This window comes from Leclercia sp. Colony189, from assembly GCF_009740165.1.
Taxonomy (GTDB): Bacteria; Pseudomonadota; Gammaproteobacteria; order Enterobacterales; family Enterobacteriaceae; genus Enterobacter.
Genome location: NZ_CP046557.1, coordinates 3,118,090 through 3,141,957, shown reverse-complemented (window position 1 = coordinate 3,141,957; position 23,868 = coordinate 3,118,090). Strand labels below are relative to the sequence as shown.

Below are 23,868 nucleotides of genomic sequence, written 5' to 3'. Positions count from 1 at the left end.
TTACCCGCCGCAGCGGGTAACGTTCTCTCTTATCACCCGCCAATCCGGCACGCATCCGCTTCCCAGCGATACCCCACGCCATACACTGCGCGAATAAACGACTGGTCGGCATCCAGCGCTTCAAGCTTGCGGCGCAGATTTTTGATATGGCTGTCGATGGTGCGGTCCGTCACCACCCGGTAATCGTCATACAGGTGGTTCAGCAGCTGCTCGCGGGAGAATACCTTCCCCGGCTCATGGGAGAGGGTTTTCAGCAGACGAAATTCCGCCGGGGTGAGATCCAGTAACTTACTGCGCCAGCTTGCCTGAAAACGACCTTCATCAATGATGAGTGGGCTTTCGGCATCCAGCACCTGCAACTCACGCTGCGGTTTACAGCGGCGCAGAATGGTTTTCACCCGGGCCACCACTTCGCGCGGGCTGTAGGGTTTGCAGATGTAATCGTCGGCACCGATCTCAAGACCTAACAGGCGGTCAATCTCTTCAATTTTGGCGGTGACCATCACAATCGGCACTTCAGAGAAGCGGCGGATTTCGCGGCACAGGGTCAGGCCGTCGGTGCCCGGCAGCATCAGGTCAAGCAGGATCAGATCCGGCGGGGTCTGGCGTACATATGGCAGGACCTGATCGCCGTGGCTGCTAAGCGACGGGGCGTAGCTCGCCGCCCGCAGATAGTCGATTAATAACTGCCCAAGCTTAGGCTCGTCCTCCACAATCAGAATGCGGGGTGTGTTTTCGTCAATGGGTAACTCAGTCATGCTTCTCTCGATAAATCGCGTTCCAGCGGTAGCTCTACTGTAATGCTAACCCCGCCAAAAGGCGAATGGGCGGCGCGGAGGGTGCCGCCGTGGGCTTCAACGATGTTGACGCAGATCGCCAGTCCCAGGCCGGAGCCGCCGCTGGCACGATTGCGGGAGCCTTCGGTGCGGTAAAAACGCTCAAACAGCTTGTTGAGCTGGTCGTCCGTGACGCCAGGGGCGGTATCGGCGAAGGTCAGCGTAAAGCGCTGCTCTTCGCACTTGCCGGCGATCCGCAGCGCGCCGCCCGCGTCGGTATAGCGCAGGCTGTTTTCCAGCAGGTTGTTAAACAGCTGCATCAGCCGGTCGCGATCGCCAAACACTACGGCGTTTTCCGGTAGCGAGAGCTCAATGCGCAGGTCGCGGCTGGCAAAGCGTTCCCGGAAGGCGCCGCTGGCGACTTCCAGAATGTTGATCACATCCACCGGCGCTTTCTGGTAGGCCAGCGCCCCTTCGTCGGACATCGACAGCTGATGCAGATCCTCTACCAGTTTAGTGAGGGTGCCCACTTCCGCCTGTAAAGAGGCGACCGATTCCGGGGTGAACTTACGCACGCCATCCTGGATCGCCTCCAGTTCGCCGCGCAGCACCGCCAGCGGGGTGCGTAGCTCGTGGGAAATATCCGCCATAAAATCCCGGCGCATCTGCTGGTTTTTCTCCAGGGTACTGGCGAGCTGGTTAAAGTCCTGCGCCAGCTTGCCCAGTTCGTCCTGGCTGCGGGTATCGACGCGGGTGGAAAAATTCCCCGCAGCCAGCTGGTGGGTGCCGTCCACCAGCCGTTTGACCGGGGCCAGCAGGCCGCGCGCCAGCGGAAAGGTCGCCAGCGCCGCCAGCAGGGTGGAGAGCGCCACTATCAGCCAGCTGGTCTGGCGCTGCTGTCGATCAAAATTGATGTCGGTATTGCGCGTCAGCCGTTCGACCGGGGAGGCGATCACCCAGCCCACGGCCGCGCCGTTGACGGTGATGGCCCGCTTCGTGCCGTCCGGCGGTACCGGAGCCCGCGGGCCGACCAGCACACGCATCTCCTGGTCGATCACCCAGAACTGGGTGCGCCAGCCGTGGGGCGGCATGCCGGGTCCGGGACGATCGCTGTCGGTATCGTGCTCCAGCGAGCGCAGGATTTGAAAGACAAAGCGGTCATTGTTGCGTAAAAAGCGCCAGTTGCCGTGGAGAGCGTACTGCTCGGCCAGGGCATCGCTCAGGCCCTGCAGACGCTGCTCGTTACCGTGTTTGATGTAGTCAATAAAGCCGCGCTCAAAGCTGACCCGCACCGCCCAGTGCATGGTGATCAGCAGGACCATACAGGTGGCGAAAATGGCCAGAAACAGCTTGCCGGTGATACCCGGTCGCCAGAACTTCATCTTTCACTCCTTTTGCGCCGCCTGATGACGACATTCTTGCTGGTATCATCCGGAACCCGGGCGAAAATAAAGGCTGGCAGGGCGATAATCAGCGCCATGCTCAGGTAGGTGTAGAGGAATACCTGATGGACGACGGCACTGTCGGCGGTGAGCTGATGCTGCCCGTACAAGCCCAGCAGCAGCCCGGCAATCGTCACGCCCACGCTCATCGACAGCTGCATGATCATCGACAGCAGGCTGTTGCCGCTGCTCGCCTGCTCATCGGGCAGATCTTTCAGCGTCAGGGTATTCATGGAGGAGAAGCGGATGGAGTTGATCATCCCCTGGCAGAACAGCACCAGCGGCAGAACGTAGTACCAGCCCAGCAGCGCAACGCCCATAAACAGCAGGCTCACCAGCGCCAGCCCCAGGGTGGAGGCGACCAGCACCCGGCGATAACCGAAGTAGTTCACCACCTGCACGACAATGCGCTTCATCCCCATGCTGCCGAGCACCATCGGGATCATCATCAGCCCGGCGTGAAACGGCGAAAAGCCGAGGCCAATCTGCAAAAAGACCGGGGTCATAAACGGCAGCATGCCGCTGCCGATGCGTCCGGCCAGGCTGCCGAGCAGCCCCAGCCGGTAGGTGGTGTTCTTAAACAGCGTCAGGCTGAACAGCGCCCGGTCATTGCCCCGGGCGTGCCACAGATACCAGAGAATCGACACCACGCCGATGGCCACCAGTCCGGCGAGGGCCAGGGAGGAGATCCCGAGCCCCTTTTGCCCATCCAGCGCCAGGGTCAGGGTCGCCATCCCCGCCGCCAGCAGGAAAAAGCCACCCAGATCGAAACGCCGGGTCTGCATTTTGTAGTTCGGCATCAACATCAGGGTGGAAATCGCCCCGATAATCCCCACCGGCAGGTTAATCAGGAAGATCCAGTGCCAGGAGGCGTACTCCACCAGAACACCGCCCAGCGCCGGGCCCAGCAGCGGCCCCACCTGGCCGGGGAGGGTCACGAAGGTCATCGCCGCCATGTACTGCTCGCGCGGGACGATCTTCATCACCGTCAGCCTGCCTACCGGCACCATCATCGCGCCGCCGACGCCCTGCAACACCCGGGCCATCACCAGCTCGTTGAGCGTCTCCGCCCGGGCGCAGAACAGGGAGCCTGCGGTAAAAAGCACGATGGCGGTAAAGAAGATATTGCGCACCCCCACTTTGTCCGCCAGCCAGCCGCTGGCGGGGAGCATCACCGCCACCGTCAGCACATAGGCGACAATCACCATATGCATATGCAGCGGGCTCTCCCCAAGGCTTTTCGCCATTGAGGGGAGGGCGGTGTTGACGATAGTCGTATCCAGCGACTGCATAAAGAAGCCGAAGGCGACAATCCACAGCTGCCAGCGAACGTTCGCGGGGAGATCCGTCATTAGCCTGTTACCGTCTCTTTCTGTTTACGTGAAAAACGCACCCGTAAGCGATCAAAGAACAGATAGACCACCGGGGTGGTATAGAGCGTCAGCAGCTGGCTCATCACCAGCCCGCCAACAATGGTGATCCCCAGCGGCTGGCGCAGCTCCGCGCCATCCCCGCTGGAAATTACCAGCGGCAGAGCGCCGAACAGCGCCGCCAGGGTGGTCATCATAATCGGGCGAAAACGCAGCAGACAGGCCTGGAAGATCGCCTCCTGCGGCGTCATGTTGCCGTTGCGCTGTGCCTCCAGGGCAAAGTCGACCATCATGATGGCGTTTTTCTTCACGATGCCGATTAACAGCATAATACCGATCAACGCGATCAGGCTGAACGGGGCGCCAAACAGCTCCAGCGCCAGCAATGCGCCCACGCCCGCCGAGGGCAGGGTGGAGAGGATCGTCAGCGGATGAATATAGCTCTCATACAGCACCCCAAGCACGATATAGACCGTGGCGATCGCCGCCAGAATCAGGATCACCTGTGAGTTCATGGTCTCCTGGAACACCTGGGCGGTGCCGGCAAAGCTGCCACGCACGGTGGACGGCACCCCAAGCTGGGTCATGGCGCGGTTGATGGCGTCGCTCGCTTCCGAGAGGGATTTCCCGGTCGGCAGGTTAAACGACACGGTCGAGGCCGCCGACAGCCCCTGATGGTTGACCGACAGCGGCGCATTAGCGGGCTGCCAGCGGGCGAAATAGGAGAGCGGGATCGCCTTACCGTCGTTATTAATCACAAACATCTTATCCAGAGCGCTGATATCCTGCGTATAGCGGGGATCGACCTCCATCACCACCTTGTACTGGTTCATCGGCTGATAGATGGTGGAGATCTGCCGCTGGCCAAAGGCGTTGTTCAGCAGGCTGTTGGCGGCGCTGACGTCAATCCCCAGCCGCGACATGGTTTCGCGATCGTAGGTCAGGGCCATCTCCGCGCCGTTGTCCTGCTGGTCGGAGTTAACGTCCGCCAGCTCCGGCAGCGCTGCCAGCGCTTTGCGGATCTTCGGCTCCCACTCTCTGAGGGCGGCAAGATCGTCTGACAGCAGGGTGTACTGGTAGCTGGCATTCGACTGGCGCCCGCCCACGCGGATATCCTGCACCGCCACCAGGAACATATTTGCTCCCGGCTCTTTCGAAAGCGCGCCCCTGAGGCGGTCGATCACCTGCTGCGCAGTTTCGTTACGCTCGTCACGGGGCTTGAGGGTGATAAACATCATCCCGCTGTTGACCCGCGAGCCGCCGGTAAAGCCGGTGACGTTATCCACGGCTTTGTCTTCGCGGATGATCTTCATGAAATCCTGCAATTTGCCGCGCATCGCCTGGAAGGAGATGCTCTGGTCGGCCTGAATTCCCCCCATCAGCACCCCCGTGTCCTGCTCCGGGAAGAAAGTTTTTGGAATGGTGATATACATCCAGACATTGAGGGCGATAGTGCCGATCAGCACCAGCCCGACGATCCGGGTGTGGTTCAGCACCCACTTCAGCGATTTACCGTAGCCTGACTGCAACGCCATCAGCATCCGGCCAAAGCCCCGTTTGCGCGGCTGCGACGTCGGCGGGCTGCGTTTCAGCATCCAGCCGCACATCATCGGCGTGAGCGTCAGCGACACCAGCAGCGATATACCGATCGCCACCGACAGCGTGACCGCAAACTCACGCAGCAGACGCCCCGGCAGTCCGTCCATCAGCAGCAGGGGCAGGAACACCGCCACCAGGGAGAGACTCATGGAGAGCACCGTAAAGCCCACCTCACGCGAGCCTTGCAACGCCGCCTGCAGCGGTTTCATCCCCGCTTCGAGGTGGCGGGAGATGTTCTCCAGCACCACGATGGCGTCATCCACCACAAAGCCGGTGGCGATGGTCAGGGCCATCAGAGACAAATTGTTGAGGCTAAAGCCGCACAGGTACATGGCGGCGAAGGTGCCAATCAGCGACACCGGGACCGCCACCGCCGGGATCAGCGTCGCGCGCCCGGAGCGCAGGAAGAGAAATACCACCAGGATCACCAGCGCCACCGAGATAATCAGCGTTTGCTCTACCTCTTCGAGCGAGGCGCGAATGGTGGGGGAGCGATCCTGGGCAATCTGCAGATCGATGGCCGCCGGAATGGTCTCCTGCAGTTCCGGCAGACGGGCGCGGATGCTGTTCACCGTCTCAATAATGTTGGCTTCCGGCAGTTTGCGGATCATCAGCAAAATGGCGGGCTTAGCGTTGGTCATCCCGGCGTTGCGCACGTCCTGCACCGAGTCGGTGACGCTTGCCACGTCGCTTAAGCGCACCGCCGCGCCGTTATTGTAGTGGATGATTAAGGGCTGATATTCCTCCGCGGTCTTCAGCTCGTCGTTGGTCTGGATCTGCCAGCGGCGGCTGCCATCCTCCACCGACCCTTGCGGCCTGCGCACGTTGGCGTTGCTGATGGCGCTGCGCACGTCATCCAGCGAGACGCCCTGGTTAAAGAGCGCCTGCGGGTTCAGCCCCACGCGTACCGCGGGCAGGGAGCTGCCGCCGACGTCCACATCGCCCACGCCCTCGATCTGGGCGATGGTCTGCGCCAGCTGGGTGGAGGCGAAGTCGTACAGCTGCCCCTGGGAGTAGGTGTCCGAGGTGAGCGTCAGGATCATAATCGGCGCATCGGACGGATTGGCTTTGCGGTAGGTCGGACGGCTCGGCATGCCGCTCGGGAGCAGGCTTTGCGCGGCGTTGATCGCCGCCTGCACGTCGCGCGCCGCGCCGTTGATGTCGCGGTTAAAGTTAAACTCCAGAATGATGCGCGTACTGCCGAGCGAGCTGCTGGAGGTCATCTCGTTGACCCCGGCGATGCGCCCGAGCGAGCGCTCCAGCGGCGTTGCCACCGACGAGGCCATCGTTTCCGGGGAGGCGCCGGGGAGCGAGGCGCTGACCATGATCACCGGGAAATCCACCTGCGGCAGCGGGGCCACCGGCAGTAGCCGGAAGCCGAGCACGCCGCAGAGGGTGATGGCGAGGGAGATTAAAATCGTCGCCACCGGGCGGTAAATGAAGAGGGCGAAAAACTTCACTTACGCCTCCTCTTCTTCACGTTTCGGGAAGCGGCTTTTGCTCCACAGGGCCAGGCGGTCAAAGAGCAGATAGATCACCGGTGTGGTAAACAGAGTTAACACCTGGCTCACCAGCAGACCGCCCACCATGCCAATCCCCAACGGACGGCGCAGTTCGGCCCCGACCCCGGTGCTGAGCATCAGCGGCAGGGCGCCGAGCAGCGCGGCGAGGGTGGTCATCAGGATCGGACGAAAACGCAGCAGACAGGCCTGATAGATCGCCTCCCGCGGCGGCATGCCCTGCTCGCGCTCGGCGGCGAGGGCAAAGTCGATCATCATGATGGCGTTCTTCTTGACGATGCCGATCAGCAGGATAATGCCGATGATGGCAATCACATCCAGCTCGTTGCCCGCCAGCATCAGCGCCAGCAACGCACCCACGCCGGCGGTCGGCAGGGTCGAGAGGATGGTGATGGGATGAATAAAGCTCTCATAGAGCACCCCCAGCACGATGTACATCGCCACTACCGCGGCCACGATCAGCCAGATGGTGCTCCCGAGCGCCGCCTGGAACGCCAGCGTACTGCCCTGGAAGTGGGTCTGGATATCGGTCGGGAAGCTGAGACGTTTTTCCGTATCGGTAATGGCCTGAATCGCTTCGCCCAGCGAGTAGTCGTCCGGCACGTTAAACGAGATGGTGGTGGAGGGGAACTGATCCAGATGGTTCACCGCCAGCGGCGTAAAGCGCTCTTCCACTTTGGCAATTGCATTCAGGGGCACAATCCCGCCATCTTTGCTGGTCAGGCGCACCGAATCCAGTCCTGCCAGCCCCGGCGTCTGCCGGGTATCGTGCTCCAGCACCACCCGGTACTGGTTAGCCTGGGTATAGATGGTGGAGATCAGTCGCTGGCCGAAGGCGTTGTACAGGGCGTTATCCACATCCGCCATGCTAATGCCCAGCCGGCTGGCGCTGTCGCGATCGACATTGATATAGGCCGCCAGGCCTTTGTCCTGCCAGTCGCTGCTGACGTCCGAGAGCTGCGGCAGCTGCTGGAGCTCATCCACCAGCTGTGGCACCCAGGTGCTGAGCGCATCAAGGCTGGTGGCCTGCAACGTAAACTGATACTGAGTGCGGCTCACCGTGGTGTCAATGGTCAGATCCTGCGTCGGCTGCAGGTAGAGTTCCACGCCAGGCACCTTCGCCACTGCATTTTGCAGTCGGTCGATCACCGTGTTCACCCGGTCGTCGCGATCGTCCAGCGGCTTGAGGTTGATCTGCAGGCGAGCGCTATTGAGGGACGGGTTGGTGCCATCAACGCCGACGAACGAGGTCAGGCTCTCCACCGCCGGATCTTTCATGATCGCTTCTGAGACCGCCTGCTGGCGCTGGGCCATGCTGGCGAACGACACCGACTGCGGGGCCTGCAACGTGCCCTGAATAATGCCGTTATCCTGGATCGGGAAGAAGCCTTTTGGGATCATCACCCACAGCAGCACGCTCAGGGCCAGGGTACCCAGCGCCACGCCGAGGGTCGCCCACGGATGGTTCAGCACTTTGGCCAGCAGGCGTCCGTAAGCGGCAATAATCCGCTCGAACATCCGCTCCGAGGCGCGGGAGAAACGGTTCTGCTTGCGCAGAGATTCATGGCTCAGCATGCGGGCGCACATCATCGGCGTCAGGGTGAGCGACACCACCGCTGAGATTAAAATCGCCACCGCCAGGGTCACCGCAAACTCCCGGAACAGACGCCCGACGATATCGCCCATAAACAGCAGCGGGATCAGCACCGCAATTAACGAGAAGGTGAGGGAGATAATGGTGAAGCCGATCTCACCGGCCCCCTTCAACGCCGCCGCCAGCGGTTTCTCGCCTTTTTCGATATAGCGGGAGATGTTCTCGATTACCACGATAGCGTCATCCACCACAAAGCCGGTGGCGATGGTCAGGGCCATCAGCGTCAGGTTATTGATCGAGAAGTCGAGGAACACCATAACGGCGAAAGTGCCCACCAGTGACAGGGGCACCGCCACCGCCGGAATAATGGTCGCCGGAACGTTGCGCAGGAACAGGTAGATGATCATTACCACCAGCGCAATCGCCAGCATCAGTTCAAACTGGGTATCGCTCACCGACGCGCGAATGTTGGTGGTGCGATCCGACAGCACCTTAACGCTCACCGATTTTGGCAGACTATCGATAAGGGTGGGCAGCATCGCACGAATGCTGTCGGCGGTATCGATGATGTTAGCCCCCGGCTGGCGCTGGACGTTCATCACAATCGCCTGCTGTTTGTTGGCCCACGCCCCGAGCCAGCTGTTTTCTGCCCCCTGCTCGACGGTCGCCACGTCGCCAAGCCGGATCGCCGCCCCGTTCTGGTAGGCGACAATCAGCTGACGATACTCATCCGCGGACTGCATTTGGTCGTTAGCGGAGAGGGTCACCGCCCGGGTCGGACCATCGAGCGAGCCTTTCGCCGAGTTAACGTTGGCGTTAGTGATGGCGGTGCGGATGGTTTCGCTGGTCAACCCCAGGGAGGCGATCGCCTGGGCGTTGAGCTTCACGCGAACCGCCGGACGCTGGCCGCCGGAGAGGGTCACCAGCCCGACGCCGGAGACCTGGGAGATCTTCTGCGCCACGCGGGTTTCCACCATATCTTCCACCTGGGTCATCGGCATGGCAGAGGAGGTGACGGCGAGGGTCATGATCGGCGGATCCGCCGGGTTCACCTTGCTGTAGACCGGCGGGTTAGGCAGGTCGGACGGCAGCAGGTTGGTGGCAGCGTTGATAGCGGCCTGCACCTCCTGCTCGGCGACATCCAGCGACAGGCTGAGCTGGAACTGTAACGTCACCACCGACGCGCCGCCGGAGCTTTGGGAGGACATCTGCTTCAGGCCCGACATCTGCCCAAACTGGCGCTCCAGCGGGGCGGTGATGGCGGAAGTGACGACATCCGGGCTGGCGCCGGGGTAGAGCGTCACCACCTGAATGGTGGGGTAATCCACTTCCGGCAGGGCAGAGACCGGCAGGAAGCGGTAGCCAATGATCCCCGCCAGCAGGATCGCCACCATCAGCAGGGTGGTGGCGACAGGGCGCAGGATAAACAGACGCGACGGCCCGCCTGTAGCGCTCGGGGGCATCACCTGCATCAGGCGTTCTCTCCCTGTTTTTTAGCTTCGCGTTTGCCAGGATCGGCAGGGGTGTCGGCGTGGGATTCTACGACCTCCACTTTTGCCCCTTCGGTCAGACGGTCGATGCCGTCGGTCACCACGCGGTCGCCTGCCGACAGCCCGGCGGCAATGACCACGCTCTGGCTGTCCTGAATGCCCGGTTTCACCAGGTGCTTGCTGACCTTGTTGTCACTGTTCAGCACCCAGACGAAGTTGCCTTCGTTACCCATCTGCAACGCTGCCGTTGGGATCACCACCGCATTCTCTTCGGTAGCGACCAGCATGCGGGCGTTAACAAACTGGTTCGGGAACAGGGCGTCGTCCTGATTGTTAAACCGTGCTTTCAGCTTGATGGTGCCGGTGGTGGTGTCGATCTGGTTATCGAGGCTCAGCAGGGTGCCGTCGCTGAGCTTCTGCTTGTTGGCGCGATCCCAGGCCTCCACGGTTAAGCTTTTACCAGCTTTCTGCGCCTGGATAATGGTGGTGATATCGCTCTCCGGCAGGGTAAACACCAGATCGATAGGGTGGGTCTGGGTGAGCACCACGATCCCGGTGGTATCGCCGCTGGAGATCTGGTTGCCGATATCCACCTGTTTTAATCCCACGCGTCCGTCGATAGGGGCGGTGATGCGGCTCCAGTCGAGCTGGAGCTGCGCGCTGGCGACAGCGGCCTGGTCTGCCTTAATGGTCCCCATGCTTTCGCTCACCAGCGCCTGCTGGGCGTCGAGCTCCTGGCGGGAGACGAGGTTGGTTTTCACCAGCTGCTGATAACGGGCCAGATCCCGGCGGGCATTAGCAAGGGTGGCCTGATCTTTAGCCAGCTGTCCCTGGGCCTGGGCCAGCGCAACCTTGAACTGGCTGGGATCGACTTCGGCCAGCAGATCGCCAGCCTTCACCTGTTGTCCTTCCTGGAAGTGCAGGGCGATAAGTTGCCCGTCGACGCGGCTGCGCACGGTGACGGTGTTGGCGGCGGTAATGGTGCCGAGCCCGGAGAGATAACGCGGCACGGATTTACTGACTGCGGTGGCGGCCTGAACCGGCGCCAGAGCGCCGCCGCGCATGCCGTGACGTCCACCGCCTGCCGGGCGCTGCGCCTGGCTGGATGCACCGGCAGGAGCCGAAGCGTGTTGATGCCAGTACCACGCGGCGGCAAGGGCCACCACAATGATGCCAGCGGCGATTACCCAGCGGGATTTATTGCGGCCTTTCATCGTTATATGTTCTCGTCCTGAAACAGTGCGGAAAATAATACTAGTTTAGTGAGGCAATTGAGCGGAAAAATGGAGGAAATATGAAAGACTGTCGGGAATTGTCCGAATGGCGCGGGGCAAGGCCGGTGCGGTCTGCATGCCGGGTGGTGGCTGCGCCTTACCCGGCCTACGGGTTGGATGCGGTCTGCGTGCCGGGTAAGGCGTAGCCGCCCGGCATTTCCAGCCTAGCTGAAGACCACCTGCGCCCAGCGCGCCAGCCCGGCGGTGACAGAGCCAAAATCATCACCCCCGGCAATCGGGATGCCCGGCAACTGCTGCGCCAGGGCTTTTTTGATCAGCGGCGAACGGGCGCTGCCGCCGGTCAGGTAGATCACGTCCGGCTTCTCATTGCCGTTATCCAGCGCCAGCTGCACCTGCTCGAGGATGCGCTGTAACGGATGCGCCAGCGCCGCCTCCAGCCCCTGCTGGCTGATGGCCGTCGCCAGCTCATCGCTGATGAACGGCAGCGTTACGGCGTGTTCTGCGGCCTCGGAGAGGGCAATTTTGCTCTCTTCCGCGCTGCGTACCACCCGGTAGCTCAGACGTTGACGCCACACTTTATGCAACAGCGCCACTTTGTCGCCATCCTGAGCGTCGCGGATCAGATCGTTAAGAAAACGGCCATTGGCGACACTGTAGAATTCGCTTTGCGCCGGCACATCGTTTATCGCCACGGCGTTCCACCACGGCAGGATCGGAAGCGCGGTGCCTTTTTCTGTCTGCCCGCCCATGCCGAGCAGCGGCATCAGGCTCTTAAAGGCCAGGGCGATGTCCAGGTCATTACCGCCAATACGACAGCCGCTATGCCCCAGCAGGCTGTTCTCGCGATCCCGGCGCTGATGCCACTGCGGGCCCATCAGCAGCAGCGAGCAGTCGGTGGTTCCGCCGCCGATATCCACGACAAGTACCCGTTTTTCGCTCTCAAGCGTCGCCTCAAAATCGAGACCGGCAGCGACTGGCTCATACTGGAATACCACATCGCGGAAACCGGCGCGCTGCGCGGCGCGTTCCAGAATCCCCTGCGCCTGCTGATTGGCGTCATCGCCGCCCAGCCCCTGGAAGTTAATCGGCCGGCCAATCACCGCCTGGGTGATCGTATCCGTCAGCTGAGTCTGCGCCTGCTGGCGAATATGCAGCATCATGGCGCAGACCAGATCTTCAAACAGCGCCACCTGCTGCGGCTTCAGGCCGCTGGCGCCGAGGAAAGATTTTGGCGACTTCACAAAGTAGACCTCTTCCGGATCCTCAATGTAGTGACCCAGGGAAGAGAGGCCAAACTGTACGCTGGCCGGGGTGACGTCGATATCTTCTTCGCGGTTAAAGCTCACAGCCCGACGCAGCAGCGCCTGGGTTTCTGTGCCGGTAGCCGGCACCTGATGATGGCGGTACAGCCACTCGCTCACCGCCTCGCGGGTCGGCGCGCAGAGCATCGACGGCAACAGCGTGCTGTTATTTTCCATTTTCAGCAGCTGCGGCTGCCCGTTTTGCATCACCGCAACTGAACAGTTGGCGGTGCCATAGTCAAATCCGATAAACACTTCAGCGTCCCCATGCCATTGAGAAGGGGCGAGACTGTAGCGAAATGTCTGGCTGGCGACAACAGGAATATGAAAGCAAGGCGCAGGTGGCAATCTCCGTTTATGCTGTGACAGGACAAAATAAGGAGCGACGATGTTTACCCTCACCTGGCAGCCGCCCTATGACTGGCAATGGATGTTGAAATTTCTCGGCGATCGCGCGGTCGCCGGGATTGAAACCGTGACCCCCACCGACTACACCCGCAGCTTTGCCTGCCTGGGACACCGGGGGCTGATCCGCGTTACGCCACAGCCCGGGGGCACGCTGGAAGTAGGGCTCAGCGAGGGCCTGCTGCCCATCGCTGAACTGTGCCTGGCACGGCTTACCCGCCTGTTCGATTTGCACTGCGATCCGCAGCAGATCGCTCAGGCGCTGGGCTCGCTCGGCGCCGCGCGGCCTGGCCTGCGCCTGCCGGGCTCGATGGATACCTGGGAGCAGGGCGTGCGCGCCATCCTCGGGCAGCTGGTCAGCGTGGCCATGGCCGCGAAACTCACCGCGAAGCTGGTGGCGCTCTGTGGTGACCCCCTGCCGGAGGCGCCGGGCTATTGCTGTTTCCCGACGCCTGCCGCGGTAGCACAAACCGATCCGCTGGCACTGAAAGCGCTGGGCATGCCGCTGAAACGCGCAGAGTCGCTGATCCATCTGGCCCGGTCGGTCATGGCAGGGGATTTCCCGACAGAGGCCCCGGCCGATATTGAAAGCGCGATTAAAGGGTTGCAGACCCGGCCCGGAATTGGCCGCTGGACGGCAAACTACTTTGCCCTGCGCGGCTGGCAGGCAAAAGATGTCTTTCTGGCGGACGATTATCTGATTAAGCAGCGCTTTGCCGGCATGACGCCGGCGCAAATCCGCCGCTATGCTGAACGCTGGCAGCCGTGGCGCTCGTACGCCCTGCTGCATATCTGGTATACCGACGGCTGGTCGCCGTCAGTTGATGCCGAAATAGCTGGTATTCAGTAGCAGCTCCAGCGGCTGCGGCTCGCCAATGGTATTGCCGTAGATATAGTCGATGCCAATGCCGGAGAGGGTATCCATCATGATCGGTTGATTGCTCGGCCCGGCGATTGTTTTGATGCCCAGCCGCTGGGCGTGGCCCTGGATAATGGTCACCAGCATCTCATCCATCAGATTTCCATGAACGTTCGCCACCAGCTCGGGATCGAGGAGGAGATAATCGGCCATCTGCGCACTCAGGTGGTTGAACACCTCCATATCGCGGCCCACATGGCTCAGGATGATACGGCATCCGGCTTCACGCAGCTTCTGCAGATTGTGGTGGGTATTGTCATCCTCCTGCGTCAGGACGCTGACGTTAACGATCAGATGCAGCAGTCGCGGCTGCAGCGGACAGGCGCGCAGCATCTCCAGCAGTTCATCCACCAGCGTGGCGCTGGCAAGACCGGCCATGGAGAGCGGCAGGGCGACCCCGGTGCCTTTGTTGGTCAATGGGGTGGCGAAGTTGCGGAAAAACTCCTGCAAAATACGTCTGTCCAGGGCGTGGATTAACTCCGGCTCCGCCAGCCCCGCCCGGAAAGCCTGCTCTTCGAGCATCTCGCCGTCGTTGGTCCACAGACGCAGGGCAAGCATCCAGAAGGTGCTGCTTTCAGGGATACGCGGCGAGGCGACGCTGCGGGCAATCATCAGCAGATGATTGTCTTTGATCATGTGCCACTGCTCGTCCAGCGAGATGGTGCCCGGCGCGTTCAGCATTCGCTCCTGTTGCGGTTCATACACCGTCACTACGCCACGGCCACTGTTCTTCGACGAGTAGCAGGCGATATCGGCCTGGGACATCACCTCTGAGGCCTGGTTATTGCGCTCGTCGATCTGGGTGATCCCGGCGCTGGCCCCGATGCGGTGCAGGCGGCCCTCCCACATAAAGTGATACCCATTGATGGCGTCGATGATACGACCGGCAATATAGCGCGCGCTTTCGGTGTTGCAGTCCGGCAGCAGCAGGCCAAACTCATCCCCGCCCAGACGGGCCAGCATATCGGTAGAACGCAGCATGCTCAGCATCAGGGAGGAGAGCTCCCGCAGCAGCGCATCCCCCGCCGCGTGGCCTGCGGTGTCGTTGACCGCTTTAAAGCGGTCCAGATCGATAAACACCAGCGCGTGACGCTGGCGCGTCTCCTGTACGGTGTGCAACATCCGCTTAAGGGAAGCCTCAAAACTGACGCGGTTCGCCAGGTGGGTAAGGGCATCATGAGAAGCGTTATAGCTCAGCTCGCGCAGCATTTTACGCGATTCGGTAACGTCCTGAATAACCAGCACCGAGCCGATGTTCTGCCCGTCGAGGGTGCTTAGCGGGGTAATGCTGTAGTGAATATCGTAGCTGCCGCCGTTGCGGCTGTGCAGCACCACATCCTGTTCGATATCGCTACGGGACATATCTCCGCTGTGGATGTTCTCCATCAGCGGGCCGTTATCGCCAAAGGTGATATGCAGAACCGAGAGGATCGGCTGCGACAGTGCCTCTTCCTGCAGCCAGCCGCTCATCTTCTCCGCCACCGGGTTCATAAAGGTGACGTTCATATTGATATCGGTACAGAGCACCGCTTCGCCGATGGAGTCGAGGGTAATATGCAGGCGCTCTTTTTCCTGGAACAGCGCCTCGTTCAGCTCTTTCACCTCGGTCATATCCATATTGATACCAAGCAGGCGTTCCACTTCACCCTGCTTATTCAGCACCCGGTTCGCCAGGGCGCGAATATGGCGGATACCGTCTTTTACCCGGATACGGAACTCCAGCTTGAACGGAACGCGGGCCGCCAGCGAATCCCGTACCACCTGTTCCGCCATGGCACGATCTTCCGGCAGCATGCACTCATGCCAGAGCTGCCAGGTGGGTTTAACATGGGCAGGCACTTCATACAGCTCGAACATGCGCTTATCCCAGCTGATAACGTTGGGTTTGACGTCCCACTCCCAGATACCAATTCCGCCAGCCTCGTTGGCAAGCGTAATACGTTCCATCAGTCGCTTGTTCACCCACTCGGTATGCTTGAGGTCGTTAATATCTTCAATCTGTGCAATAAAGTAGAGCGGGGTACCATCGGCGTGACGTACCAGGGAGACCGCGAGCAGAGCCCAGACCACCTCGCCGCTACGGGTGTAGTAACGCTTTTCCAGCGAGTAACTGTTGATTTTGCCTTGCAGCAGTTGATCCAGTTGCTCCAGATCGCTCTCTAAATCTTCCGGCCAGGTAAGTTGCTGGAAGCTAAGGGAACGCAGCTCGGACTGGGAGTAGCCGAGGAACTGACACAGCGCTTTGTTAGCCTGCAGCCACTGCCCGTCGGTGCTGACCAGCGCCATACCGATAACGGAATACTCCATCGCATTGCGAAAACGCTCTTCGCTCTCGGTAATGTGCTTACGCTCGGCGCGAAATGCGTACATCACCATCGTCATTACGTTGGCGGGCAGCAGCATCATCAGGAAGGGCAACCATGGGGCGTTGGTCATCGCGCCAAAATTTTGCGTGGTCAGCGGAACCGGATTTTTGGCAATCATCAACGACACCATCATGACCGTCACCAGGAAGACCAGGAAGGCTTCAAGACGCGGCAGACGCACGGCGCTCCACATCAGCAGAACAATGATGGCCGTAAAGGGCCAGGGCAAAAAATGCAGAGCGATCCAGCTCAGAAGCAGCGTCACTGCCATGGTCAGCAGGGTTTCAAACAGCAGGCGCGGGTTGCGATGGCGCAGCAGATAGTGCGGCTTAAACAGCAGGCCTAATGGCACCAGCGCCAGCGAGCCGACAGATTCTGACAGCACCCAGACCATAAAGCTGCGCAGCGGCTCGTCGCTTGGGACCAGCAGCCAGACCAGCACGCCGCCCAGCAGGGGCGGGATAAGCGCGCTGCCGATCGCCAGACGGATCCAGTCTCCGAGATTCTGTAAGGAATTGTAGGCGGGGAGCAGTTTGCGCAGCAGTAAAGCACCGGCAAAGGCCTCCACAACGTTGATGCCCGTGTACCACAGGTTGACGGTGTCCCAGGAGAAGATAAGCCAGGTGGCGAAGATATTCCCGACGCTACAGGCGAGGGCGATCCCGGGCCACATCTTTCCGGCGTGGCGGTAAAACGCCACCATCATAATTGAGGTCGGGAACCATAAAGGTGCTAAAAAAGTGCCTAAACGCGTTAATTCGAGCGAGAAAAGTGTGAATATAAAGGTAACCAGTCCAAGACTGACAAGCCGTAGTAAAGGATGTGGCGTAGTGACCAAAACGCGCTGGTATTTTTTATTCATTACCGCTCTATCCGAAGACACCATGCCGCCAGGAGTCTTCTCCAGACGAGTTCATTTTTTAATTTTGATCATGCTAGTACAAACAATTTACAATTTATATGGTATGCGCTCATAAATTGACATCACAGCATTATTAAATACTTATCCTGCAAAAAATTCATCTTTGGCGCTGGAAAAGTAGCCGAAAAAATTTGTATCAGGAGTAATCTGCACGGACTTTGAACGTGTCTCGCATAACATTTCTATTCGGCTGGTATCAGGCCGATGAAATCCCTATAATTGCCGCGTTTGACGCTCAGGCGTCGTCTTTCCTTACATCCAGGTTACTCAGGTCGCAAAATTTATGACTGATAAGTCTCATCAGTGCGTCATTATAGGCATCGCCGGCGCATCGGCTTCAGGTAAAAGTCTCATTGCCAGTACGCTTTACCGTGAATTACGTGAACAGGTCGGTGATGAGCACATCGGCGTTATTCCAGAAGACAGCTATTACAAAGATCAAAGCCATCTGTCGATGGAAGAGCGTGTCAAGACCAACTATGACCATCCCAGCGCGATGGACCACAGCTTGTTATTCCAGCATCTTCAGGCCCTGAAGAACGGCACTGCCATTGAGCTGCCCGTCTATAGCTATGTTGAACACACCCGTCTGCAGGAAACCGTGCGCATTGCGCCGAAAAAGGTCATTATCCTCGAAGGGATCCTGCTGCTCACCGACGCCCGTCTGCGCGAATCCATGAACTTCTCGATTTTTGTCGACACCCCGCTGGATATCTGCCTGATGCGCCGCATCAAACGCGACGTGAACGAACGCGGCCGCTCAATGGATTCGGTGATGGCGCAATACCAGAAAACGGTCCGCCCAATGTTCCTGCAGTTTATTGAACCGTCCAAACAGTACGCCGATATCATCGTGCCGCGCGGGGGTAAAAACCGCATCGCTATTGATATTCTGAAAGCGAAAATCAGCCAGTTTTTTGAATAACACGCGCGAATTGTGTACCGTTCAAAGATAACCGGGCTCGCCCTCCGGCTCTGGTGGCCTGAGGGCGCGCTGCACGAAAGGAGAAAGTGATGCGTCTTTGTGACCGAGATATTGAAGCCTGGCTGGACGAAGGACGTCTGAGCATTACCCCGCGCCCGCCGGTCGAGCGCATTAACGGCGTGACTGTCGATGTCCGTCTGGGGAATAAGTTTCGTACCTTTAGCGGCCATACCGCGCCCTTTATCGACCTCAGTGGGCCGAAAGATGAAGTCAGCGCCGCACTCGATCGGGTGATGAGCGACGAAATCGTGCTGGACGACGGCGAGGCGTTCTATTTACATCCGGGTGAACTGGCGCTGGCCGTCACCTTTGAATCCATCACCCTGCCTGCGGATCTGGTTGGCTGGCTCGACGGACGTTCGTCGCTGGCGCGTCTGGGGCTGATGGTACACGTGACCGCGCACCGTATCGATCCGGGCTGGTCAGGGCGTATCGTGCTGGAGTTCTTCAACGCCGGTAAACTGCCCCTGGCGCTGCGTCCGGGCATGATGATTGGCGCGTTGAGTTTTGAGCCGTTAACCGGCCCGGCGGCACGTCCTTACAACCGCCGCCAGGATGCTAAATATCGCGATCAGCAGGGTGCTGTCGCCAGTCGTATTGATAAAGATTGAGCTTAAATCCGGTCCATTGAGGAAGCCATGAGAAGAGTTCTGACAACGCTGATGATTTTGCTGGTGGTGCTGATTGCAGGCCTGTCAGCGTTGGTTCTGTTGGTCAATCCCAATGACTTTCGCACCTACATGGTGCGTCAGGTGGAGGCGCGCAGCGGCTATGTCCTGAAGCTGGATGGCCCGCTGCGCTGGCACGTCTGGCCGCAGCTTAGCATCCTTTCCGGACGCATGTCCCTCACCGCGCCGGGGGCGTCGGTGCCGATGGTGACTGCCGACAATATGCGCCTTGACGTGGCGTTAATGCCGCTGCTGTCGCATCAGTTGCAGGTCAATGAGGTGATGCTCAAAGGGGCGGTGATCCAGCTGACCCCGCAGTCTGAAGCGGTACGTAATGCCGATGCGCCGGTGGCCCCGCGTGAAAACACGCTGCCGGATAAAGCCGAGGATACCGGCTGGTCATTCGATATTGGCCGTCTGAAGGTGGCTGACAGCCTGCTGGTGTTCCAGCACGAGGGGGACGAGCAGGTCACGGTTCGCAATCTCAACCTGCAGATGGAACAGGATGAACACCACAAAGGCAAAATCGATTTTAGCGCCCGCGTGAACCGCAATCAGCGCGATCTGAACCTCGCATTTAGCGCTAACGTCAACGCCTCTGACTATCCGCATCTGCTGAGCGCCGACATTGAGCAGCTCACCTGGCAACTGACCGGCGTCGATCTGCCGGCGCAGGGCATCAGCGGGCAGGGCACCTTACAGGTTCAGTGGCGCGAGGAGCAGAAACAGCTCGCGCTCAATCAACTCAATTTGCAGGCTAATGACAGTGCCCTCACCGGACAGGCCAGCGTGATCCTGGGTACCGACCCGCAGTGGAACATGAATCTGCAGTTCGACAGGCTTAATCTGGAAAATCTGCTCCCGGCGCAGGCGACCGCAGCGGCAAACAATCAGGCGGTACAGCAGGGGCAAAATCAGGCCAGAGCCCAGCGCCCGGTTATCGCCTCCAGTCTGGACCAGCCTGATTACAACGGTCTGCGTGGCTTCAGTGCCGATATCCAGCTCAAAGCCAACAGCGTACGCTGGCGTGGGATGGACTTCACCCAGGTCAGCAGCCAGATGAGCAACGAGAACGGGCTTCTGACCATTGCGGAACTGAGCGGTAAATTGGGGGAAGGGCAGCTCTCCTTGCCCGGTACGCTCGACGTGCGTAAAGCCACCGCCCAGACCACCTTCCAGCCGCGTCTCGATAACATTGAGAGCGGCACCATCCTGAAGGCCTTTAATTATCCGATTGCGCTGACCGGCAGCCTGAACCTGGCCGGGGACTTCTCCGGCAGCAAGATTGACGCGGAAGCCTTCCGCCACAACTGGCAGGGTAAGGCGCATCTGGAAATGCACAATACCCGCATGGAAGGGCTTAACTTCCAGCAACTGGTGCAGCAGGCGGTGGAGCGCAGCAGTAACGTGAAGGTCAAAGACAACTTTGACAATGCGACCCGTCTGGACAGCTTTGTCACCGATCTGACCCTCAATAAGGGGCAGGTGACGCTGGAGGGGATGCAGGGCGAATCACCAATGTTGATGCTCGAAGGCAACGGCACGCTGGATCTGGTTAAGGAGACCGCCGACACCCGCTTCAAAGTTCGGGTGCTGGAGGGCTGGCTTGGCGAAGGTAAGCTGGTCGATTTCCTGAAAACGACGCCGATCCCGCTGAATGTCTACGGCAAATGGCAGGCGCTGAACTACACCCTGCAGGTGGATCAGCTGCTGCGTAAGCATCTCCAGGATGAAGCGAAACGTCGTCTGAGCGACTGGGCAGAGAAGAATAAAGAGTCGAAGAACGGGAAAGATGTGAAGAAGTTGCTGGATAAGCTTCAGTAGCGCTATCTCCCCTCACCCGAGAGGGTGAGGGGAATCGCATCACACCTCGTAATCCACATCATCCTCCGTGATCAGCGGGATTAGTTGTACCTTCTGCACCCGGTGGTTCTCCACCTCCAGCGTTTTCAGCGCGTAATCACCCACCTGCACCTCTTCCCCCGGCTGGGGGATTCGCTGCAGGTTCTCCATCAGCAGCCCGGCGATGGTATGATATTCGCGCTTATCATCCAGCGGCAACGGCACATACTGCACCAGATCTTCCAGCGGCATATGGCCGTTCGCGGTCCAGCTTCCGTCGGCGTTCTTCTGGATATCATGCCGGGCGTCGATCTCTTCCACTTCGTTTGGCAGGTTACCCGCGATGGTCTCCATCACGTCGCTAAGGGTGACAATCCCCTCCACGGAACCAAACTCATCCACCACAAAAGCAAAGTGGGTGCGCGCGTTGCGGAACTGCTCCAGGGCCTGCAGCAGCGGCAGCACCTCCGGGAAGACCAGCGGCTGACGGATCAGCACCCGCAGGTTTAACGGCTCGCCGCGCAGTTGCTGATTGAGCAGATCAATCACATGAACCACCCCCAGCAGCTCCTCTTCCCGGTCGCTACCGGTGACCACAATGCGGGTGTGCTGGTTTTTATCCAGCAGCGCACGGATGGTCGCCTCCGGGGCATTGAGGTCGATATGCTCGATATCATGGCGCGAGGTCATGATGCTGCTGACGGAGCGCTGGTTCAGGTGGAGCACCCGCTCAATCATCCGCCGCTCCTGAGGAGCGAAGATCGGGCTGTTGTCATGGTCGGCCAGCAGGGAGGCGGACTGCGCATCCAGCTCGGCATCCTCCTTTTTACCGCTCAGCAGACGAATCACCGTCTCGGCGGTGCGCTGGCGCAGCGTCTGATTGGCGGAGAGAAAGCGACGGCGGTTGAAAATCGCCAGCTGGTTCAGCGCCTCGATTATCACCGAGAAGCCGATCGCGGCGTAGAGATACCCCTTCGGAATATGGAAACCAAAACCGTCCGCCACGAGACTAAAGCCAATCATCAGCAGGAAGCTCAGGCAGAGAATGACAATGGTCGGGTGGTCGTTAACGAAGCGCGTCAGCGCCTTGCTGGCCATCACCATCAGCGCAATGGCAATAATGACGGCGGCCATCATGACGGGCAGATGATCGACCATCCCCACGGCGGTGATGACTGAATCCAGCGAGAAGACGGCGTCCAGCACCACGATTTGCGCCACCACCGCCCAGAACTTCGCCCCACGGCGTTGGGTGGGGTTCTCGCTGTCCTTGCCTTCCAGCCTTTCGTTGAGTTCGACAGTGGCTTTGAAGATCAGGAAAAATCCCCCAAACAGCATGATCAGATCGCGGGCGCTGAAGCCAAAGCCGTGGACGGTAAACAGCGGGCGGGTGAGGGTCACCAGCCAGGAGATAGAGGCCAACAGCAGCAGGCGCATGACCATCGCCATTAACAGACCGGTGATGCGGGCGCGGTCGCGCTGAGCAGGGGGCAGTTTTTCGGCGAGAATGGCGATAAAGACCAGGTTATCGATACCGAGCACAAGTTCCAGCACCACCAGGGTGACCAGACCGGCCCATATTGATGGATCTGCTATCCATTCCATAGTGAGCGTAATACCTTTCGTTATATGACAATTGTCACATTTCGATCATGGATACTGCGCCAGAAAAATGCAATGCCGGCCTGGCATTTATCTGCATAGATTTTCCTTATCTGGCCGGTAATAAACCCTGCATTCTGTGTGTTAATATCGGAATAATTCCGAATCAATAAAAATAAGAAATATCGCAGGGTGAATGGTGTTATTTAATAATGTCAATATAAAGCTATTCCTAAAAACACGGAAATGCGACCGTTAATATTATTCTTAAAAGACACGCCTTCGTTGATGATTCCTTGCCTGCTTTTCAGATAGCTGCAACAATTCTTTCAGCATCAAATAGCGGTCGTTTTTGGTGCTATTTCTGTGTCGGTTTAATGACCTGAAAAATGTATATCGTGTTCGGATTAATCTTGCCCGTTATATATTCTCATTAAACCCTGTCAAAGAGGGTGCTTGTCCCTAACTAGCTGTTTAAACAGTAGATTGGTAACTGAAAGCCAAGGGCGGTAGCGTGCCTGAAAGCGTGTTAATCAGCCTCGATTATTCTGTCAATAGCCTGAGAGCGAATAAGCTTCTTTTAGGACTGATGCCAGTTATATTTCTCTTTTATTGACTGCATGCTAAAAGTAATACGCCTTCGCACTTATTTAAATGCACAGGATAATTACTCTGCCATAGTGATAAATAATCAATGATGAAATCCAAAATGAAATTGATGCCATTATTGGTCTCTGTGACCTTGATGAGTGGTTGTACGATCTTCCCCGGCAGCAATATCTCAACTTCCGGTAAGGATGTGATTAAACAGCAGGATGCTGATTTTGACATCAACCGCATGGTTAACGTTTATCCCATGACCCCGCAGCTGGTTGAACAATTACGCCCTCGCCCGATTGTCGCACGGCCGAATGTCGATCTCGACCAGGAGATCGCCAACTACCAGTACCGCGTCGGGCCCGGGGACGTGATTAACGTCACCGTCTGGGATCACCCGGAGCTGACCACCCCGGCGGGGCAGTATCGTAGCTCCAGCGATACCGGTAACTGGGTTCAGGCAGATGGCACCATGTTCTATCCCTATGTCGGCAAACTTCGCGTGGCGGGCAAAACGCTCGCACAGATCCGTAGTGATATTACCGGCCGTTTAGCGCAGTACATCGCTGACCCGCAGGTGGACGTTAATATCGCCGCATTCCGTTCGCAGAAAGTCTATGTCTCCGGCCAGGTGAATAAATCCGGCCAACAGCCGATCACCAACGTGCCGCTGACGGTGCTTGACGCCATCAACTCCGCGGGCGGGCTCACTGATGGCGCCGACTGGCGCAATGTGGTGCTGACCCATAAAGGCAAAGAGGAGCGTATCTCCCTGCAGGCGCTGATGCAGAACGGCGATCTGAGCCAGAACCGTCTGCTCTATCCGGGCGACATCCTGTTCGTGCCGCGCAATGACGACCTGAAAGTGTTCGTGATGGGTGAAGTGAAGAAACAGAGCACCCTCAAGATGGACCTGAGCGGTATGACCCTGACCGAAGCGCTGGGCAACGCGGAAGGGCTGGATATGAGCACCTCCGACGCCAGCGGTATCTTCGTGATCCGTCCGATTACAGGAAACAATGCGAAGGGCAAGATTGCCAACGTCTACCAGCTGGATATGTCTGATGCCACCTCACTGGTGATGGCGACCGGCTTCCGCCTCCAGCCGTATGACGTGGTCTATGTCACCACCGCGCCGATAACGCGCTGGAACCGTGTGATGAACCAGCTGATGCCGACCATCAACAATATCCATACCATGACCGACACGGTACATCAGTACCACAACTGGTGAT

14 protein-coding genes are annotated in these 23,868 nt (G+C 59.0%); 5 read left to right on the top strand and 9 right to left on the bottom strand.

What is annotated here, in order from left to right; genetic code table 11:
• Window positions 1-32: 32 nt before the first annotated feature.
• From baeR to yegD, 7 genes are all read right to left on the bottom strand, one after another.
• A complete protein-coding gene (gene baeR, locus GNG29_RS15055; protein WP_156654880.1) occupies window positions 33-758 on the bottom strand; it encodes a two-component system response regulator BaeR in 726 nt (241 codons plus the stop codon).
• Window positions 755-2,158, bottom strand: a complete 1,404-nt coding sequence (baeS, locus tag GNG29_RS15050) for a two-component system sensor histidine kinase BaeS (RefSeq protein WP_103180238.1) — start codon at window positions 2,156-2,158, stop codon at window positions 755-757. The genes baeR and baeS overlap by 4 nt, the downstream gene beginning before the upstream one ends.
• Window positions 2,155-3,570: an MFS transporter gene (locus tag GNG29_RS15045; RefSeq protein ID WP_156654879.1), complete on the bottom strand. Its 1,416-nt coding sequence runs from the start codon at window positions 3,568-3,570 to the stop codon at window positions 2,155-2,157. The genes baeS and GNG29_RS15045 overlap by 4 nt, the downstream gene beginning before the upstream one ends.
• Window positions 3,570-6,647, bottom strand: a complete 3,078-nt coding sequence (gene mdtC / locus GNG29_RS15040) for a multidrug efflux RND transporter permease subunit MdtC (RefSeq protein ID WP_103180236.1) — start codon at window positions 6,645-6,647, stop codon at window positions 3,570-3,572. The genes GNG29_RS15045 and mdtC overlap by 1 nt, the downstream gene beginning before the upstream one ends.
• Complete coding sequence (locus tag GNG29_RS15035; protein WP_156654878.1) at window positions 6,648-9,773, bottom strand: MdtB/MuxB family multidrug efflux RND transporter permease subunit; 3,126 nt, start codon at window positions 9,771-9,773, stop codon at window positions 6,648-6,650. It abuts the gene before it with no gap.
• Window positions 9,773-11,005, bottom strand: coding sequence for an MdtA/MuxA family multidrug efflux RND transporter periplasmic adaptor subunit (locus GNG29_RS15030; RefSeq protein ID WP_103180234.1), 1,233 nt, complete (start codon window positions 11,003-11,005; stop codon window positions 9,773-9,775). Before GNG29_RS15030 ends, GNG29_RS15035 begins: the two co-directional genes overlap by 1 nt.
• A 224-nt stretch (window positions 11,006-11,229) precedes the next feature.
• Entirely contained in the window at window positions 11,230-12,582 is a 1,353-nt protein-coding gene (yegD, locus tag GNG29_RS15025; RefSeq protein WP_103180233.1) for a molecular chaperone, read from the bottom strand.
• A 133-nt stretch (window positions 12,583-12,715) separates the two neighbouring features.
• Here yegD and alkA point away from each other — a divergent pair, with 133 nt between their 5' ends.
• Entirely contained in the window at window positions 12,716-13,582 is an 867-nt protein-coding gene (gene alkA, locus GNG29_RS15020; protein WP_103180232.1) for a DNA-3-methyladenine glycosylase 2, read from the top strand.
• On the opposite strand, the gene GNG29_RS15015 is transcribed toward alkA, so the two are convergent.
• A complete protein-coding gene (locus GNG29_RS15015; protein WP_156654877.1) occupies window positions 13,550-16,879 on the bottom strand; it encodes a diguanylate cyclase in 3,330 nt (1,109 codons plus the stop codon). The genes alkA and GNG29_RS15015 overlap by 33 nt on opposite strands.
• A 343-nt stretch (window positions 16,880-17,222) precedes the next feature.
• On the opposite strand from GNG29_RS15015, the gene udk reads away from it, so the two are divergent.
• The 3 genes from udk (at window position 17,223) to asmA (ending at window position 20,416) form a co-directional block, all read left to right on the top strand.
• A complete protein-coding gene (gene udk, locus GNG29_RS15010) occupies window positions 17,223-17,864 on the top strand; it encodes a uridine kinase (protein WP_032612454.1) in 642 nt (213 codons plus the stop codon).
• 89 nt (window positions 17,865-17,953) lie between these two features.
• Window positions 17,954-18,535, top strand: a complete 582-nt coding sequence (gene dcd / locus GNG29_RS15005) for a dCTP deaminase (RefSeq protein ID WP_103180230.1) — start codon at window positions 17,954-17,956, stop codon at window positions 18,533-18,535.
• Between the two features lie 27 nt (window positions 18,536-18,562).
• Entirely contained in the window at window positions 18,563-20,416 is a 1,854-nt protein-coding gene (gene asmA, locus GNG29_RS15000) for an outer membrane assembly protein AsmA (protein WP_156654876.1), read from the top strand.
• A gap of 39 nt (window positions 20,417-20,455) precedes the next feature.
• Here asmA and GNG29_RS14995 read toward each other — a convergent pair whose 3' ends face one another.
• Complete coding sequence (locus GNG29_RS14995) at window positions 20,456-22,039, bottom strand: TerC family protein (protein ID WP_103180228.1); 1,584 nt, start codon at window positions 22,037-22,039, stop codon at window positions 20,456-20,458.
• Between the two features lie 691 nt (window positions 22,040-22,730).
• Here GNG29_RS14995 and GNG29_RS14990 point away from each other — a divergent pair.
• Entirely contained in the window at window positions 22,731-23,867 is a 1,137-nt protein-coding gene (locus GNG29_RS14990) for a polysaccharide export protein (protein ID WP_103180227.1), read from the top strand.
• The last annotated feature ends 1 nt before the right edge of the window (window position 23,868 follow it).